This is a genomic window from Pseudomonas sp. MPC6, from assembly GCF_006094435.1.
Classification (GTDB): domain Bacteria; phylum Pseudomonadota; class Gammaproteobacteria; order Pseudomonadales; family Pseudomonadaceae; genus Aquipseudomonas.
On record NZ_CP034783.1, the window covers coordinates 4,090,333 to 4,106,442 of the forward strand.

The following is a 16,110-nucleotide window of genomic DNA, read 5'->3' on the forward strand; positions in this document are numbered from 1 at the left end:
CAATGGCCGGGAAGCGCCCGATGCGCTTGCCGCCACCCTAGCCGTACACCCCGCGCGACGCCTCGTCCGATCGGACGAGTAGCGAGCAAATCTGTTAGTCCGTTGAGACGATGTTGAACCCCGTGATGCGACCAATACTGGCCCTACGAAAATCCCACCCCATGAGGCCAGTCATGGCAATGCAAAACGTCAGTTTCGATCCCCAGGCTTTTCGTGCCGCACTCGGCACCTTTACCACCGGGGTCACCATCATCACCACCCAGACCGAAGACGGCTCACCCGTGGGTATCACGGCCAACAGTTTCAACTCGGTGTCGCTCAATCCGCCGATGGTGCTCTGGAGCCTGTCCAAGCAGGCCCGCAGCTTGCCAGTCTTCACCAGCGGCAAACACTGGAACGTCCACGTGTTGTCCACCGAACAGGAAGCTCTGTCGGGACGTTTCGCCACCCAGGGCGAGGACAAGTTTTCTGAGATCAAGCTGGACCATGGCGTCAGCGGGGCGCCGCTGCTGCAAGACTGCACGGCACGTTTTCAATGCCGCACCGCCTTCCAGTATGAAGGCGGCGACCACGTGATTTTTGTCGGTGAAGTCCTCGCCTTCGATCACAGCGACCGCGCGCCGCTGGCGTTCCAGAGTGGCCAATATGCATTGGCGACCCGCAAGCCACGCAGCGAACTGCGCCTGGCCACCACGCCGCCGCCCCCCGAATGCAGTTACACCGAGGACCTGCTCGGTTACCTGTTGGGGCGCGGACACTACCAGGTCCTCAATGCCCTGCGGCAGATGCTGAGTAATCAGCACCTGGACGAACAGGCGTTTTTTATCTTGTCGATCTTGTGCATCCGCGACAACCTGAACCTCGAGGAAATCAATACCTTCGTCAACTACACCGGGCGTGAAGTCACGCTGGCCAGCATGCGTTTTCTCGAAAACCAGCGCCTGGTGGCGTTCGAGGGCTCGGCAGAGTCACTGCGTTTCGTCCTCACCGCCCAGGGCCGCGAGGTTTCGTTGCATCAGTTGGCGCTGGCCAAGGCAGTGGAAGAGGACCTCTCGGCCAAGCTCGGCGCCGCCGATGCACAAGCCTTGAAGGTCTTGCTCAAGCGCCTGATTGTCGTGAGTGATCCCGGCTTGCCGGATCTCTGGGCACCGCGATGAACGTGGCCTCGGGCATGCTGCCCCCGGCCAGGGTTGGTTGGGGGAGCCACGGTTTGCTGATGCTGCTGGCCATGGTGTTTGCCGACAACTTCGTCGGACGACAGATACTCGCGGTGATGATCGAACCGATCAAAGCCGAATTCGGGGTCAGCGATACCGCCATCGGGTTGATCTCCGGCCTGGCGTTCGCGGCGGTGTACGCCCTCCTCGGCCTCCCGGCGGGAAGGCTGGTGGACCGCATGCCGCGCACCCGCCTGCTGGCCATGTCGTGCCTGCTCTGGGCCGTGGCGACAATGGCCTGCGGACTGGCCGGCAGCTTCCTTGCGCTGGCCGTCGCGCGCATGCTGGTGGCGGTCAGTGAATCGCCGACGACCTCGGCCTCGCTGTCGTTGATCGCGGACCTGTATCCCCCGCAACGACGCTCGTTCGCAATCAGTTGTTTTACCGCGGCACCGACGTTTTCCTCGATCATCGGCTTGAGTCTCGGGGCCTGGGTGGTGGAACACTATGGCTGGCGCACCGGGTTTATCGCCATTGGCATGCCGGCCCTGGTATCTTGCGCGGTCCTGACCTTTTTCGTGCGCGAACCGCAGCGTGGCCGTTGGGACCTCGCGCCCCACGCCCACTCGCCCTCGCCACTGCTCGGCATGGGTGCCGAAGCCCGCAAACTGTGGGCGTTGCCGGCCTACCGGTGCCTGATCCTCGCGGGCGGCCTGGTCACGCTCAGCTCCTACGCCATCGGCATGTGGAACACCAGTTTCCTGGTGCGCTCCCACGGCCTGTCACTGCAACACGCCGGGCTGCTGGTCGGGGTGATCTGCGGTATCTCGGCCGGGATCGGTGGCCTCTTCAGTGGCTGGTTGAGTGACCGCCTGTGCCGCCGCCACCCCCACTGGCAGATTTCCATTCCCGTGTTGGGCCATGTGGCGGCCCTCGCCGCGCTGACCCCTTATCTGCTCTGGTCCGATGCCCTGCTGGTGCGCTTGGGCGATGTACCTGTTCCAACCGCCATGCTCTGGGCCGCGCTCTATTCCTTCTTTGCCGTCTGGTGGATCGCCCCGTCCTACAACCTCGTCACCCAACTGGTGCCGGCCAATCGGCGCGGCACCGCCATGGCCCTGCAGACCATCGTCAGTACCCTGCTCGGGGTCGGCATCGGGCCACTGATCACCGGGTTGTTCAGCGACATGCTGTTGCCGCTGTTTGGCCAGGAATCGTTGCGTTATGCACTGATGCTGGTGAGCCTGCCGGTGATTGGCGCTGTGCTGTTGCTGGTACGCACCGCGCACCATGCGTCCAGGACGGCCTATCGTCACGCCGCGACCGCCTAGTAGCCCCTGCGAGGACACGAAGTCGACCGTGCAATCGAGACTCCATTAGGCACGAATCATGCGTACCTCAATCGCCATGAGTCGGTCATGACTACGCGGATGACACTTTTGAAGTGAGCCGTTCCAGTCGATGCCCCGATAATCGAAAGCCTACTAATGGAATGTCGAGGGTTCAGCATGACAAGCGCAGCTCAGGTCAGCCCGCAAACGCTGAGAAAAGTCATTGTCGCGGCCGCCATCGGCAATTTCGTCGAGTGGTTCGACTTCGCCGTCTACGGTTTTCTGGCGACCACCATCGCCCAGCAATTTTTCCCCAGCGGCGATGCCAGCGTCGCCTTGCTGAAAACCTTCGCGGTGTTCGCCGTGGCCTTTGCCTTCCGGCCCCTGGGCGGGATTTTCTTCGGCATGCTCGGTGACCGGATTGGCCGCAAGCGCACCCTGGCCATGACCATCCTGCTGATGGCGGGTGCGACGACCTTGATCGGGTTGTTGCCCGCTTATGCCGCTATCGGGGTCATGGCGCCGATCCTGCTGACCGTCATCCGTTGCGCCCAGGGCTTTTCCGCCGGGGGCGAATACGCTGGTGCGTGTGCCTACCTGATGGAGCATGCACCCAACGATAAAAGGGCCTGGTATGGCAGCTTCATTCCGGTTTCGACCTTTTCCGCCTTCGCCGCGGCCGCCGTGGTGGCCTACGCGCTCGAGGCGTCATTATCGGCCGAAGCGATGGGCAGCTGGGGCTGGCGCCTGCCGTTCCTGATTGCCGCGCCGCTGGGGTTGGTGGGTCTGTACCTGCGCTGGAAGCTGGATGAAACCCCGGCGTTCCAGGCGGTGACCGAGGAGCATGCGGTGGCGCATTCCCCGCTCAAGGAGACCTTGCGCAACCATGGCGCCGCGATCTGCTGCCTGGGTGCCTTCGTGTCGCTGACGGCACTGTCGTTCTATATGTTCACCACCTACTTTGCGACCTACCTGCAAGTCGCGGGCGGGCTGAGTCGCGCCACGGCGTTGCTGGTGTCGCTGATCGCCTTGATCTTCGCCGCGGCGATCTGCCCGCTGGCCGGGCTGTATTCGGACCGGGTCGGGCGGCGGGTCACGGTGATGAGCGCTTGCGCGCTGTTGATCGTGGCGGTGTACCCCTCGTTCCTGATGGCCAGTTCCGGCTCGTTCGCCGCCTCCATCGTCGGCGTCATGCTGTTGGCGATCGGCGCGGTGTTGTGTGGCGTGGTCACCGCGGCCCTGCTCTCGGAAACCTTCCCCACCCGTACTCGCTATACCGCGTCGGCGATCACCTACAACATGGCCTACACCCTGTTCGGCGGCACCGCGCCGCTGGTGGCGACGTGGCTGATCAGCACCACCGGCAGCAACCTGTCGCCGGCATTTTATCTGATGGCAGTCGCGTTGCTCGCGCTGGCCGGTGGTTTGGCGTTGCCCGAGACTTCACGGATTTCCCTGCATGACGTGCCGCCTGATCGTCGCGCCTCGAAGTCTCTGGCCGCTGGGCTACGCTGAAGACACAGCCGGAGAACCCACCATGTGCGGACGCCTATCCCAGTATCGGGGCATTCACGATTTCGTCGCGGCGCTCGCCATTCCCAACGCCCTGATCAACTACGCCGGCGACCAGCCGTTGGCGCGCTATAACGCCGCGCCGACCACGCAGCTCGCGCTGTTTCATCAGGAAGGCCAGTTTTTACGCGCCGACCTGGTGCGCTGGGGCTGGCGCCCGCACTGGGCCAAGGACCGCGCCGCGCCGATCAACGCCCGGGTCGAGAAAGTCGCCCATGGTCCGTTCTTCAAAGCGATCTGGCCGCGCCGGGCGATCATCGCCATCGACAACTGGTTTGAATGGGTCGACGAAGGCGGACCGAAGAAGCAGCCCTACCTGATCCGTCACCGAGACCGAGCGCCGATCCTCTGCGCCGCGATCGGCCAGTACCCCAGCGCCGAGCACGGGCCGGGCGAACACGACGGCTTCGTCATCATCACCGCCGACAGCGCCGGCGGCATGGTGGACATCCATGACCGGCGGCCAGTGACCTTATCGCCGCAATTGGCCCGGGAATGGCTGGAACCCGCCACGCCCACGGAACGCGCCGAGCAAATGGCGCTGTTTCAGGGCGAGCCGGCCGCGGCCTTCGAGTGGTTCAAGGTCGACCGCGCGATCGGCAACGTGCGCAACCAGAGCGCCCAGGTGATCGAACCTGCGGCCGGAATCGAGGGGTGAGGCCTGCACGCAAGCCACCCCTCAAAAGCACCTGCTCAAGCCTGCTTACCGGAAGAATCCCCGCTGCTTACTCGCCGTAGATATCGAAGTCGAAATACTTCTGGCGAATGGTGTCGTAGGTGCCATTGGCCCGAATGGTCGCCAGCGCCTGGTTGAACCGCCCTGCCAGCGGATCGTTCTTGCGCACGGCAATGCCGATGCCGGTACCGAAGAACTGCTCTTCGGTGAAATTCGGGCCGACGAATTCGAAGTCTTGCCCTTCCGGCCGCTTCAACAGGCTTTCATCGATCACCACCGAACTGGCCATGGTCGCATCGAGTCGTCCGCCGAGCAGGTCGAGGAAGATTTCATTCTGCGAGCCGTAGCGCACCACTTCGGCACCGGCCGGGGCAAATTTTTCGGTGACGTAGCGATCGAAGTTGGTCGCGCGCTGCACCCCGATCCGCTTGCCTTTGAGCTGGGCCGGAATCTCGCTGATGCCGCTGCCCTTCTTGAACACCAGGCGCGCCGGGATGCGGTAATAGCGATTGCTGAAGTCGACCGATTTCAGCCGTTCAGGGGTCATGGACATCGACGAAATCACCGCATCGACTTTCTTCACCTTGAGCGCGGGAATCAGCCCGTCGAACTCCTGTTCCTGCCACACGCACTGGACTTTCATCTCGGCGCACAGTGCCTGGCCGATGTCGTAGTCGAAGCCGACGATGGTGTTATCCGGGGTTTTCGAAGCGAACGGCGGGTAAGCCGCTTCGATGCCCAGGCGCAGCGGTTGCTCCGCCGCGTGCAGGTGGGCGCCGAACGCCAGCAGCGAGATCAGGCCAACCTTCAATAGCGTGTTTTTTACGTTCATTCATGGCTCCAGGTGCGATGTTGTTTATGTCGGGCGCTCCGCAAAGGAAGGCGACCGTTATGGCAGCGGCAATGTGAACAGGGAGATGACGGCTCTGTCGGCGGTCTGCTCCGTCGTAGCGCCAGGCATCCACCCGGCGCTACGGGGACCTCAGGCGGCAGCGGTGACGATCAACTCCAACAGGATCTGCGGATCATCGAACATCACTTGCGCGGTGGCCCGTGCCGGCGTCTGCCCGGCATCGACCCAGGCGCTCCAGGTTTCATTCATGCCGGCGAAATCGGCCGCCATGTCTTTCATCCAGATCTGCACGCTGAGCAGTCGGCTTTTGTCGCTGCCGGAGATTTCCAGCAGTTCGTCGAGCCGTTGCAGCACTTGGCGCGTCTGGCCACGGATGTCCTGGCTGCAGTCGGCGGCGACGATGCCGCTGAGCCAGGCCACGCCGTTATGCACGACGCTGCGGCTCAGGCGTGGATTGCTTTCGATACGTTGAATAAGGCTCATACAGGCTCCTGGGTGAGAGGTGTCTCAGTGGATAATTGGGCAAGGGTGATGGGTTTGAGTGGCGATCGAATGCGGTAATACCCGACCTCGGCGGCCGGGACGTTGCGCTGTTCGGCAATGATTTCGGTGACGCTCAAGCCACACAGGCGCCCCTGGCAGGGCCCCATGCCGCAGCGGCCGAACGCCTTGGCCTGATTGGGCCCCAGGCAACCGAGGGCGACGTGTTGGCGGATCGCGCCGGCGCTGACTTCTTCGCAGCGACAGACGATTACCTCGTCGGCGGGAATGCGGTTTTGCTGTTGCGGGCGGTATAACGCATCGATCAGTGGCCGCGCGGCACGCTGGCGAACCAAGGCCTTTCGGTAAGGCGCGGCGAGTCGCTGCAGCTGTAGCGCGTCAATCTTGCCCGCGCTGGCAGCAATCGCCAGCCCGGCCAGGCGGCCTTCGAGCAGCGCCACCTGCGCGCCGCCGATGGCGCCACCGTCACCGGCGATGAAAATGCCCGGCAGACTGGTTTCACCCTGGCTGTCGCGACGCGCGATCCAGCACAGTTGCTGTTCGCTCCAGTCATGTTCGAGGCGCAGCGACCAGCTGATCTGGGTGTTGGGTACCACGCCTTGGTGCAGCAGAATCAGCGAGGCCGGCAGGGTCCGGCGCCGACCGCCACTGGCGAAACTCAGGGCGCTGGCCTGCGCCGTGCCTTCGATCTGCAGATCCCGGGCCTCGCGGAAATGCCTGACCCCGGCGCGTTTCAATTCGACCAGCAATTGCCCGCCCTTGAGCAGGTCACGCCAGCCGCGCAAGGCGCCCGGGACGTTGCGCCAGGCACGCCGCAGATCGCCCCGGCCACTGGTGTCCACCAGCGCTTCGATGGCGATGCCGGCGCGCAAGTATTGCACCGCCAGCAGGTACAACAAGGGTCCGCAGCCGGCCAGCACCAGCGGCCCTTGCGGCACCAGCGCGGCGCTTTTGAGCAGGATCTGCCCGGCGCCGGCCGTCATCACGCCCGGCAAGGTCCAGCCCGGAATGGGCATGGGCCGTTCGAACGCACCGGTGGCGATCAATACATGACGCCCGTGCAGGATCTCGGCGCGGCCATCGATCAGGTAATGCACCTGCCGCTGTGGCGTCACTTGCCAGATGGCCGCGTTGGCCAGGTAGCGGGCCCCGCACTGGAGGAATTTCGCGACCAGCGCCGCACCCGCCCCATAGTCATCGCCCAATACACGGCGGCTGCGCGCATCGGCCTGCCGGATATTGCGATAGATCTGCCCACCGGGGCTGCCCTGTTCATCCAGCACCACCACCGACAGGCCGTGGCGCGTGGCCTCAAGCGCCGCGCTCAGGCCGGCGGGGCCGGCGCCGATCACGATCAGGTCGACTGTTGGCTTATTCATCGGCGCCCTCCTCGTCGTGGCCACTCTCCAGAAAATCCCGAGCCCCGCGCTGGCGCAGCACACGCATACCCGCACGAACCGGCAGCAGGCACGCCTGACAATTGGCCTGCCCGTCCACCTCGACCAGACACTCGAAGCACACGCCCATCATGCAAAAGGGTGCGCCGGGCCTGCCGCTGACTGCACTGTCGCGGGTATGAGTGACGCCGCTGAGCAGCAAGGCGGCGGCCAGGGAAATGCCTGCGGGCACCGCTAACGACGCGCCTTCGAATTCGATCTGCACGGTGTTTTCCGCCGGGCCCAACGCCCGGAACAAACTGTCAGCCGGCATGGCGCACCTCGGGTTTGCGCCTGAAGCGCTGCAGACTGAAAGGCGCCACGGCCGGCTCGTCATAGTCACCGGCAATCCACGGCGCCAGGCGCAAGGCATGGATCGCCGCCAGGGTCACGCCACTGTGGCAACTGACCACCACTGCCCCCGGGCAGGCCTGCGCAGCTTCGTAGATGGGCAAGCCGTCGGCGCTCAGCACCCGCAGCGCACCCCAGGCCCGAACCAGACGGACCTGGCCCAATCGGGGAAAGCACTGCACCGCGCGCCGGGCGATGTCGGCCATCACGTCGCTGCTGGTACCGTCGTCGAAACCCGCCGACTCATGGGAATCGCCCAGTTGCACCGTGCCTTCGTCGGTCTGGCGCACGTAGGTGGTGGGGTAATGCAGAAAGGGTTTGAGACGCTCGGTCACCAGAATCTGCCCCCGATTGGGGCGCACCGGCACGTCCATGCCCAACTGCGCGCCCAGTTCGCGATTGCCGAGCCCGGCGGCCAGCACCAACTGCCCGGCGTACCAGCGCTGTTCACCGGTATCCAGTTCGAAGCCCGAGCCGTGCTGGCCAATGGCGCGGACCCGCTGGCCATTGAGGATCCTGACCCCGCGCACCTGGCAGGCGGCGTACAGCGCACGCAGCAATTTCAACGGATTGACCTGACCGTCCATGGGCGAGTAACAGCCGCCCACCACCGACGGTCCCACGCCCGGCAAACGAGCGCGCAGTTGCGCCGGATCCAGCAGTTCGAACGGATAATCACCGTGCATGGCGTCGCGCAACCAGCGCAGTCGACGGCTTTCCTCGGCCATCTCCTGCTCACTCAAACACAGCTGGAATCCGCCGGGCTGACGCAGATGGAGGTCAATGCCGCTGTCGGCCTGCAACGCGGCGGCGAACCGAGGCCACAGCGCCACCGAATCCCGAGTCCATTGCGCATAGGGACTCATCCCGTAGCCCTTGCCCTGGACCCACAGCAAGCCAAAGTTGCCCCGCGCCGCCCGATAGGCGTCATCGCCCTCGTCGAAGACGCTGACCTGGCGACCGAGCAGGGCCAGGCCATAGGCAATGGACAGCCCGACCAAACCACCCCCTACGATCATCACATCAGTTTTTTGCATGATTGCACTGCCGCTCTTTCAACGCCGCGAAATCACCTGCAGCGCAGGCATTACGCCTGAATGATCTTGATGCAGAAGATCCTAGAGCGCTGTCAGCGACTTGAAAAATGCTTTATTTTGCCAAGGTCATGTCTTTTTGTTATGGATATTAGCCAAGGATACCCGCCATGAATCTTCGTCAGCTGGAGGCCTTTCGCGCGGTCATCCTCGGCCAGACCGTCACCCGTGCCGCCGAGATGCTGCACATCTCGCAGCCGGCCGCGACGCGACTGATTGCCAGCCTCGAGGAGGACATCGGTTTCAGTTTGTTCGACCGGATCAAGGGGCGGCTGCAACCGACCGCCGAAGCCATGACGCTGTACCAGGAAGTCCAACGCTCGTTGCTCGGGGTCGAACGCATTGCCCGCACGGCGCAGGACATCCGCAGCCTTAAACGCGGTTCACTGCACATCGCCAGCGCCCCGGCCATGGGGCTTTCATTCCTGCCGCGCGCCATCGCCGCGTTCATGGCCGAGCATGAGCACGTGCAGATTTCGCTGGTGGTGCATTCCTCGCGCGAGGTCGTGGACCTGGTGGTCGGCCAGCGCTGCGACCTGGGCATCATCGTCCTGCCCAATACCTACCCCAGCCCGCGCGCCGAAAAACTCCTGGCCACCCGCATGCTCTGCGCCCTGCCGGCCAACCATCGCTTGCAGGGCAAGGCCACGATCCATCCCGAGGACCTGCAAGGCGAGGCGTTCATTTCCTACCCGCAATCCATCGGCTCGCGCCAACACATTGACTCGATATTTGCCGCGTATGGGGTCGAGCGCGAACTGCGCCTGGAAACCCAACTGTCGCTGCCCATGTGCACCTTTGTCGAACAAGGGCTGGGGGTCGCGCTGGTCGACGCCATCAGCGCGGTCGAATACCGCGGCAATGGCGTGGTGTTCAGGGCGTTCGAGCCGGCGATCGAAATGGATTTCAGCCTGCTGCTGCCGGTGCAGGGGCCGACGTCGAAACTGCAGACGCGCTTTTTCGAACACATGCAGCACTTCATCGCCCATCAGGTCCCAGCCGAGTATCGGTTCTGAAAAGCACCGGCCAAACACAAAATCCGTGCCCAGCGTACACCCCATGCAGGAGCCGGCTTGCCAGCGAAGGCGGCCTCAAGTCTTGCATCGACCATGCAGACGCCTTCGCCAGCAAGCCGGCTCCTACAGGGGATTAGCGCCGACCACAATCAATCTATACGCAGGTGATCCCTGTAGGAGCTGGCTTGCCAGCGAAGGCGGCCTCAAGTCTTGCATCGACCATGCAGACGCCTTCGCCAGCAAGCCGGCTCCTACAGGGGATTAGCGCCGACCACAATCAATCTATACGCAGGTGATCCCTGTAGGAGCTGGCTTGCCAGCGAAGGCGGCCTCAAGCCTTGCATCGACCATGCAGACGCCTTCGCCAGCAAGCCGGCTCCTACAGGGGATTAGCGCCGACCACAATCAATCTATACGCAGGTGATCCCTGTAGGAGCTGGCTTGCCAGCGAAGGCGGCCTCAAGCCTTGCATCGACCATGCAGACGCCTTCGCCAGCAAGCCGGCTCCTACAGGGGATTAGCGCCGACCACAATCAATCTATACGCAGGTGATCCCTGTAGGAGCTGGCTTGCCAGCGAAGGCGGCCTCAAGCCTTGCATCGACCATGCAGACGCCTTCGCCAGCAAGCCGGCTCCTACAGGGGATTAGCGCCGACCACAATCAATCTATACGCAGGTGATCCCTGTAGGAGCTGGCTTGCCAGCGAAGGCGGCCTCAAGCCTTGCATCGACCATGCAGACGCCTTCGCCAGCAAGCCGGCTCCTACAGGGGATTAGCGCCGACCACAATCAATCTATACGCAGGTGATCCCTGTAGGAGCTGGCTTGCCAGCGAAGGCGGCCTCAAGCCTTGCATCGACCATGCAGACGCCTTCGCCAGCAAGCCGGCTCCTACAGGGGATTAGCGCCGACCACAATCAATCTATACGCAGGTGATCCCTGTAGGAGCTGGCTTGCCAGCGAAGGCGGCCTCAAGCCTTGCATCGACCATGCAGACGCCTTCGCCAGCAAGCCGGCTCCTACAGGGGATTAGCGCCGACCACAATCAATCTATACGCAGGTGATCCCTGTAGGAGCTGGCTTGCCAGCGAAGGCGGCCTCAAGTCTTGCATCGACCATGCAGACGCCTTCGCCAGCAAGCCGGCTCCTACAGGGGATTAGCGCCGACCACAATCAATCTATACGCAGGTGATCCCTGTAGGAGCTGGCTTGCCAGCGAAGGCGGCCTCAAGTCTTGCATCGACCATGCAGACGCCTTCGCCAGCAAGCCGGCTCCTACAGGGGATTAGCGCCGACCACAATCAATCTATACGCAGGTGATCCCTGTAGGAGCTGGCTTGCCAGCGAAGGCGGCCTCAAGCCTTGCATCGACCATGCAGACGCCTTCGCCAGCAAGCCGGCTCCTACAGGGGATTAGCTTGTAACGCAAACCCACCATTCGTCGCCTATGCTATGGGCAGCGTCAATTACCCAACCCTCTCTGGCTCAAGGATTGCAAAGGCCGGTCGTAGCAGCTCCAGATCGACGTAATTCTGACGCGGCAGCACTCAAATCAATGTTCAAGGACTCCAGCGATACGCTTGGTCAGTCACCCGGGGGATGTAACATGTCAACTCTCAATGAAATCGCCGCGAATCACGCAAAAATGGCTAAAATACTGGCTGGAGAGTCGACCGAAGTGTGCGAGCGACAGCCCCAGGTGGTGGGAGGTTTTGAAGTCTCATCCATCGATGAACAGCAACACATCCCCCTGCACCTCATCGCTGGCGCGCAGGACAAAAATCTCGGACAAGCCACCGGCTTCTGACTTCGCTCGATCGGTGTCGGAAACGTAATGGCCTGATGTTCGCCAACCAGACCGACACCGACACCCTGGCTGTCAACCAGCACTTCCTGGCCTAAACTCAACGGACTACCAGCCCGCCAACGTGAGGTGGGCAAGGCATTGCCATGTCCGAAACCCGAGAAGTGCAGCGCTTCGCCGCCAACCCTGTCGGTCGCGACCTGGCCGTGGGTGACATTCACGGCCACTTCGCCCGGTTGCAGATTGCACTGGAAGCGGCCGCATTCAACCCTGCCATCGACCGCCTGTTCAGCGTGGGCGATCTGGTCGACCGCGGGCCGCAAACACTGGACGTCGATCAATGGCTGCTGCGCAAACCCTGGTTCCATGCAGCGCGGGGCAACCACGAGCAAATGACCATCGATTCCCACGCCGCCGGCCGCGCCAGCGCCGAACGCGGCCTGCACTTTGCCAATGGTGGCGCCTGGTTCTACAGCCTGTCGGGCGTCGAGCAAGCCTATTACGCGGCCATCCTCGCCGACTTGCCGTTGGTGATGGAGGTCGAGACCACGCAAGGCCTGATCGGCATCGTGCACGCGGATATTCCACGGGGCAGCTGGCAAGCCATGACTGAAGCGCTCTCGGCCTCAGCGATCGAGGCCGAACAGATCGCCACGACCCTGCAGTGGTCACGCCGACGCATCACCGACAGCGACCCCGGCGGCGTGTCGGGTGCGCGCGCGGTGGTGGTGGGGCATACACCCCTGCCCGAGCCGGTCATCCTGGGCAATGTCTACCACATCGACACCGGCGGCTGGCTGCCGGAACGCGGTCACTTCACCCTGCTGAACCTGCAAACGCTCGAATTCATCCCTGCGACACGGCCAGGCCTCAGCCGGCACTGGTAACAAGACGGGCAAGTAATGGCAAATGCCTGCGGCACCCATCCGTTGGGCACCGCCCTGCACCCTTCCAACCCCGCAAAGAAGGCCTACTTCGTGACATATTGCGAGCCGTTTGGATTATCAAGCTTCGCCTGCAACAACCCCCACTCGCGCAGAACGATCGAGTAAGGCACAAAGATACTCATCCTCTCGGCGGTATTGACCCCGGGGTGCGCGCTCACATCGTTCAATGTAGTGGAATAGAAACCGATATTGATGCCGACCACACTGCCGTCGCTGGCAACGACCGGCCCACCCGACATGCCCTTGATCAACGGGGCATCATGGATACCGTACAGATCGCCGCTGTGTTCATCGGTATTGATGAAAGGCGTTGGATACACTTTGCCCTTGCCGGTGGTGGTAATCAGATAAGGGCTGCCCCCCACGGCCGTGATGCGCTCGCCCACACGCGGCGCGCGCCAGGACGGGAAGCGGCCATTAGCCTTGTGCAGGAAGAACACCAGGTCGCAACCTGTGCTGCAGCTGTACTTCACGTTGGGGATCAATGGCGTATGGCGGGCGGTGACGGCGTAGTCCTCGTTCCATTGCACCGCTGAAGCCATATACACATACGCCAGAGGAAAGCCGGAGAAAACCAGAAAGTATGAATCGTTGATAGGGCCCGAAAATTCGGGTTTAACGATGCCGTTGCATCCTGCAGTAAGAGCTCCCATTAGCAAGCACGCCATGATCTTGATCATGATGCATCACCGACTTTAAGGGGGAGGATATGACTGTTTTTTTTGTTTGTCAGTTTTCTGCCGCTTTCTTGTTCACTGGCCCACAGCGCCGCTTAGCGATTGATTTGCCTGATCTAGCTGTATTTATGGCTGACGCTTGAACGACGTGCTCAACTGTTTTGCACTAAGGCCAATCGCTTTTAGATGCAACCAGGCAGTGCAAATCCTGACGTCAACAAGCTGTCGATAATGACGAGGGAAATAGAGCGACTATATGTTTAGTTCCGAACTTGGTTTATCCCCGCGCAAACGACAAACGCCGCTCGAATGAGCGGCGTTTTCGATTCTGCTATTTAAAACAGGTTCAATAAAGAACGCTGGTTGCCCTCAACAACACTTCGGACCGCTCTTGCTCCCGTAACGGGCTTCCTGACGTTCGCGGAAAAATATTTCGTAGCTCATCACCGGTTTGTCCGGGTGTTTGCTCTGCATATGCTCCACGTAGTTGTCGTAGTCGGGCATGCCGACCATCAGGCGCGCGGCCTGACCGAGGTATTTACCCAGGCGACTCAGGTCATTGAACATGCTGCACTCCTCGATCAAGCATCCGGCAGGGCCTGGAACGGTGCTTCTTTATCCGTACGTTCCTTGGTGCCCCAGGCGGCAATGCCGACCTTGAGTGCAAAGAACAGGATGCTGAACACCACCAACAGGAACAGCGCCGTCAGCGTGGCGTTGGTGTAGGCGTTGTAGATCACGTGCTGCATCTGGTCGATGTTCTTGGCCGGTGCCAGCACCTGGCCGTTGGCCAGGGCATCGCTGTATTTCTTCGCCAGCGCGAGGAAACCGATCGCCGGGTTGGCGTCGAACAGCTTGATGAAACCGGCGGTGGTGGTGCAGATCAGCAGCCAGACCGCAGGCAGCATGGTGACCCAGACGTAACGTTGACGCTTCATCTTGATCAGCACCACCGTCGCCAGCATCAGTGCGATCCCGGCCAGCATCTGGTTGGAGATACCGAACAGCGGCCACAAGGTGTTGATGCCGCCCAGCGGATCGATCACGCCCTGATACAGCAACCAACCCCACATGGCCACGCAACCGGCGGTGGCGATCAGGTTGGCGGTCCAGGACTCGGTGCGTTTCAGCGCCGGCACGAAGGAGCCGAGCAAATCCTGGAGCATGAAGCGTCCGGCACGGGTGCCGGCGTCGACCGCGGTGAGGATGAACAGCGCTTCGAACAGGATCGCAAAGTGGTACCAGAACGCCATGGTGTTTTCACCCGGCAGGACACTGTGCAGGATCTGCGCGATCCCGACCGCCAGGGTCGGCGCACCGCCGGCACGGGCCAGGATGGTGGTTTCACCGATGTCCTTGGCCACCGCTTGCAGCGCTTCCGGAGTAATCGCAAAACCCCAGCTGCTGACGGTCTGCGCCACCGTAACGGCATCGGAGCCAACGATCGCTGCCGGGCTGTTCATGGCGAAGTACACACCCGGCTCGATCACCGAAGCGGCCACCATCGCCATGATCGCCACAAAGGACTCCATCAGCATGCCGCCGTACCCGATGTAACGGGCATGGCCTTCGCTGGCCAGCAACTTGGGCGTGGTGCCCGAAGCGATCAGCGCATGGAAACCCGAGACCGCGCCGCAGGCAATGGTGATGAACAGGAACGGGAACAGACCGCCCTTCCACACCGGCCCGGTGCCGTCGATGAACTGGGTCAATGCCGGCATTTTCAGCTCGGGCATGGTGACCAGGATGCCGATCGCCAGGGCGACGATGGTGCCGATCTTGAGGAAGGTCGACAGGTAGTCACGCGGCGCCAGGATCAGCCACACCGGCAACACCGCCGCAACGAAACCGTAGCCGATCAACATCCAGGTGATCTGCACGCCGGTGAAGCTGAACGCCTTGGCCCAGACCGGATCGGCGGCAATCTGCCCACCCAGCCAGATCGAACCGAGCAGTAGCGCCACGCCGATCACCGAAATTTCACCGATGCGGCCCGGACGGATGTAGCGCATGTAGATGCCCATGAACATCGCGATCGGGATGGTCGCCATCACCGTGAACATGCCCCACGGGCTTTCGGCCAGGGCCTTGACCACGATCAGCGCCAGCACCGCGAGGATGATGATCATGATCAGGAAGCAGCCGAACAAAGCGATGGTGCCGGGGATGCGGCCCATTTCTTCGCGGACCATGTCGCCCAGGGAACGACCGTTGCGGCGGGTGGACAGGAACAGGACCATGAAGTCCTGCACCGCACCAGCCAGCACCACCCCGGCGATCAGCCACAGCGTACCGGGCAGGTAGCCCATCTGCGCCGCCAAAACCGGACCGACCAGAGGGCCCGCGCCGGCAATCGCCGCGAAGTGGTGACCGAAGAGCACGTGTTTGTTGGTCGGCACGAAGTCCAGGCCGTCATTGTTGAGCACGGCGGGCGTAGCGCGATTGGGGTCGAGCTGCATCACTTTATTGGCGATGAACAGGCTGTAGTAACGGTATGCGACGAGGTAGATAGCGACTGCAGCGACGACGATCCACAGGGCGTTGATGGCTTCGCCGCGGCGCAGGGCCACGACACTCAGCGCGAACGCTCCCAGGACAGCCACGGCAAACCAGGCGAGGTGTTTAGCCAGACGGGGCATAGCGTGTCTCCTGCCGACAGCCAGTGGACTGCGGCGGTAATTTTTATAATTGTGTC

The 16,110-nt window shown here is 62.3% G+C and carries 15 protein-coding genes; 7 read left to right on the top strand and 8 right to left on the bottom strand.

All coding sequences use genetic code 11. The features are described from left to right. Positions 1-173: 173 nt before the first annotated feature. The 4 genes from ELQ88_RS20815 (at position 174) to ELQ88_RS20830 (ending at position 4,718) form a co-directional block, all read left to right on the top strand. Positions 174-1,157 carry a flavin reductase family protein gene (locus ELQ88_RS20815; RefSeq protein WP_128869669.1) on the top strand — a complete coding sequence of 328 codons (984 nt, stop codon included), beginning with the start codon at positions 174-176 and terminating at the stop codon, positions 1,155-1,157. After that, positions 1,154-2,488, top strand: coding sequence for an MFS transporter (locus ELQ88_RS20820; protein ID WP_138967457.1), 1,335 nt, complete (start codon positions 1,154-1,156; stop codon positions 2,486-2,488). Before ELQ88_RS20815 ends, ELQ88_RS20820 begins: the two co-directional genes overlap by 4 nt. A gap of 177 nt (positions 2,489-2,665) precedes the next feature. Then, positions 2,666-4,003: an MFS transporter gene (locus ELQ88_RS20825; RefSeq protein WP_128869670.1), complete on the top strand. Its 1,338-nt coding sequence runs from the start codon at positions 2,666-2,668 to the stop codon at positions 4,001-4,003. Positions 4,004-4,025: 22 nt separating this feature from the next. Further along, positions 4,026-4,718 carry an SOS response-associated peptidase family protein gene (locus ELQ88_RS20830; RefSeq protein WP_138967459.1) on the top strand — a complete coding sequence of 231 codons (693 nt, stop codon included), beginning with the start codon at positions 4,026-4,028 and terminating at the stop codon, positions 4,716-4,718. A gap of 67 nt (positions 4,719-4,785) precedes the next feature. On the opposite strand, the gene ELQ88_RS20835 is transcribed toward ELQ88_RS20830, so the two are convergent. The 5 genes from ELQ88_RS20835 to ELQ88_RS20855 form a co-directional block, all read right to left on the bottom strand. Further along, positions 4,786-5,568 carry an ABC transporter substrate-binding protein gene (locus tag ELQ88_RS20835; RefSeq protein WP_128869671.1) on the bottom strand — a complete coding sequence of 261 codons (783 nt, stop codon included), beginning with the start codon at positions 5,566-5,568 and terminating at the stop codon, positions 4,786-4,788. Between the two features lie 150 nt (positions 5,569-5,718). Then, positions 5,719-6,072, bottom strand: coding sequence for a RidA family protein (locus ELQ88_RS20840; protein ID WP_138967461.1), 354 nt, complete (start codon positions 6,070-6,072; stop codon positions 5,719-5,721). After that, positions 6,069-7,469: an FAD/NAD(P)-binding oxidoreductase gene (locus ELQ88_RS20845; RefSeq protein ID WP_138967463.1), complete on the bottom strand. Its 1,401-nt coding sequence runs from the start codon at positions 7,467-7,469 to the stop codon at positions 6,069-6,071. Before ELQ88_RS20845 ends, ELQ88_RS20840 begins: the two co-directional genes overlap by 4 nt. Further along, positions 7,462-7,800, bottom strand: a complete 339-nt coding sequence (locus ELQ88_RS20850) for a (2Fe-2S)-binding protein (protein ID WP_128869673.1) — start codon at positions 7,798-7,800, stop codon at positions 7,462-7,464. Before ELQ88_RS20850 ends, ELQ88_RS20845 begins: the two co-directional genes overlap by 8 nt. After that, entirely contained in the window at positions 7,790-8,914 is a 1,125-nt protein-coding gene (locus ELQ88_RS20855; protein ID WP_138967465.1) for an FAD-dependent oxidoreductase, read from the bottom strand. The genes ELQ88_RS20850 and ELQ88_RS20855 overlap by 11 nt, the downstream gene beginning before the upstream one ends. Positions 8,915-9,081: 167 nt before the next feature. Here ELQ88_RS20855 and ELQ88_RS20860 point away from each other — a divergent pair, with 167 nt between their 5' ends. From ELQ88_RS20860 to ELQ88_RS20870, 3 genes are all read left to right on the top strand, one after another. Then, on the top strand, positions 9,082-9,987 hold the full coding sequence (locus ELQ88_RS20860; RefSeq protein ID WP_138967467.1) for a LysR substrate-binding domain-containing protein: 906 nt from the start codon (positions 9,082-9,084) through the stop codon (positions 9,985-9,987). A 1,606-nt stretch (positions 9,988-11,593) separates the two neighbouring features. Next, on the top strand, positions 11,594-11,794 hold the full coding sequence (locus ELQ88_RS20865; RefSeq protein ID WP_138967469.1) for a hypothetical protein: 201 nt from the start codon (positions 11,594-11,596) through the stop codon (positions 11,792-11,794). A gap of 143 nt (positions 11,795-11,937) precedes the next feature. After that, positions 11,938-12,678 carry a metallophosphoesterase gene (locus ELQ88_RS20870; protein ID WP_138967471.1) on the top strand — a complete coding sequence of 247 codons (741 nt, stop codon included), beginning with the start codon at positions 11,938-11,940 and terminating at the stop codon, positions 12,676-12,678. 83 nt (positions 12,679-12,761) lie between these two features. On the opposite strand, the gene ELQ88_RS20875 is transcribed toward ELQ88_RS20870, so the two are convergent. The 3 genes from ELQ88_RS20875 to ELQ88_RS20885 form a co-directional block, all read right to left on the bottom strand. After that, positions 12,762-13,418: a serine protease gene (locus ELQ88_RS20875; protein ID WP_128869676.1), complete on the bottom strand. Its 657-nt coding sequence runs from the start codon at positions 13,416-13,418 to the stop codon at positions 12,762-12,764. Between the two features lie 366 nt (positions 13,419-13,784). Continuing rightward, positions 13,785-13,982, bottom strand: a complete 198-nt coding sequence (locus ELQ88_RS20880; protein ID WP_128869677.1) for a YbdD/YjiX family protein — start codon at positions 13,980-13,982, stop codon at positions 13,785-13,787. A 14-nt stretch (positions 13,983-13,996) separates the two neighbouring features. After that, positions 13,997-16,054 carry a carbon starvation CstA family protein gene (locus ELQ88_RS20885; RefSeq protein ID WP_138967473.1) on the bottom strand — a complete coding sequence of 686 codons (2,058 nt, stop codon included), beginning with the start codon at positions 16,052-16,054 and terminating at the stop codon, positions 13,997-13,999. Between the last annotated feature and the right edge of the window lie 56 nt (positions 16,055-16,110).

What these genes read in the sequence shown, in the direction of transcription:
- ELQ88_RS20815 (WP_128869669.1), top strand. Translation starts at nt 174, where the DNA reads ATGGCAATGCAAAACGTCAGTTTCGATCCCCAGGCTTTTCGTGCCGCA.
- ELQ88_RS20820 (WP_138967457.1), top strand. Translation starts at nt 1,154, where the DNA reads ATGAACGTGGCCTCGGGCATGCTGCCCCCGGCCAGGGTTGGTTGGGGG.
- ELQ88_RS20825 (WP_128869670.1), top strand. Translation starts at nt 2,666, where the DNA reads ATGACAAGCGCAGCTCAGGTCAGCCCGCAAACGCTGAGAAAAGTCATT.
- ELQ88_RS20830 (WP_138967459.1), top strand. Translation starts at nt 4,026, where the DNA reads ATGTGCGGACGCCTATCCCAGTATCGGGGCATTCACGATTTCGTCGCG.
- ELQ88_RS20835 (WP_128869671.1), bottom strand. Translation starts at nt 5,568, where the DNA reads ATGAACGTAAAAAACACGCTATTGAAGGTTGGCCTGATCTCGCTGCTG.
- ELQ88_RS20840 (WP_138967461.1), bottom strand. Translation starts at nt 6,072, where the DNA reads ATGAGCCTTATTCAACGTATCGAAAGCAATCCACGCCTGAGCCGCAGC.
- ELQ88_RS20845 (WP_138967463.1), bottom strand. Translation starts at nt 7,469, where the DNA reads ATGAATAAGCCAACAGTCGACCTGATCGTGATCGGCGCCGGCCCCGCC.
- ELQ88_RS20850 (WP_128869673.1), bottom strand. Translation starts at nt 7,800, where the DNA reads ATGCCGGCTGACAGTTTGTTCCGGGCGTTGGGCCCGGCGGAAAACACC.
- ELQ88_RS20855 (WP_138967465.1), bottom strand. Translation starts at nt 8,914, where the DNA reads ATGCAAAAAACTGATGTGATGATCGTAGGGGGTGGTTTGGTCGGGCTG.
- ELQ88_RS20860 (WP_138967467.1), top strand. Translation starts at nt 9,082, where the DNA reads ATGAATCTTCGTCAGCTGGAGGCCTTTCGCGCGGTCATCCTCGGCCAG.
- ELQ88_RS20865 (WP_138967469.1), top strand. Translation starts at nt 11,594, where the DNA reads ATGTCAACTCTCAATGAAATCGCCGCGAATCACGCAAAAATGGCTAAA.
- ELQ88_RS20870 (WP_138967471.1), top strand. Translation starts at nt 11,938, where the DNA reads ATGTCCGAAACCCGAGAAGTGCAGCGCTTCGCCGCCAACCCTGTCGGT.
- ELQ88_RS20875 (WP_128869676.1), bottom strand. Translation starts at nt 13,418, where the DNA reads ATGATCAAGATCATGGCGTGCTTGCTAATGGGAGCTCTTACTGCAGGA.
- ELQ88_RS20880 (WP_128869677.1), bottom strand. Translation starts at nt 13,982, where the DNA reads ATGTTCAATGACCTGAGTCGCCTGGGTAAATACCTCGGTCAGGCCGCG.
- ELQ88_RS20885 (WP_138967473.1), bottom strand. Translation starts at nt 16,054, where the DNA reads ATGCCCCGTCTGGCTAAACACCTCGCCTGGTTTGCCGTGGCTGTCCTG.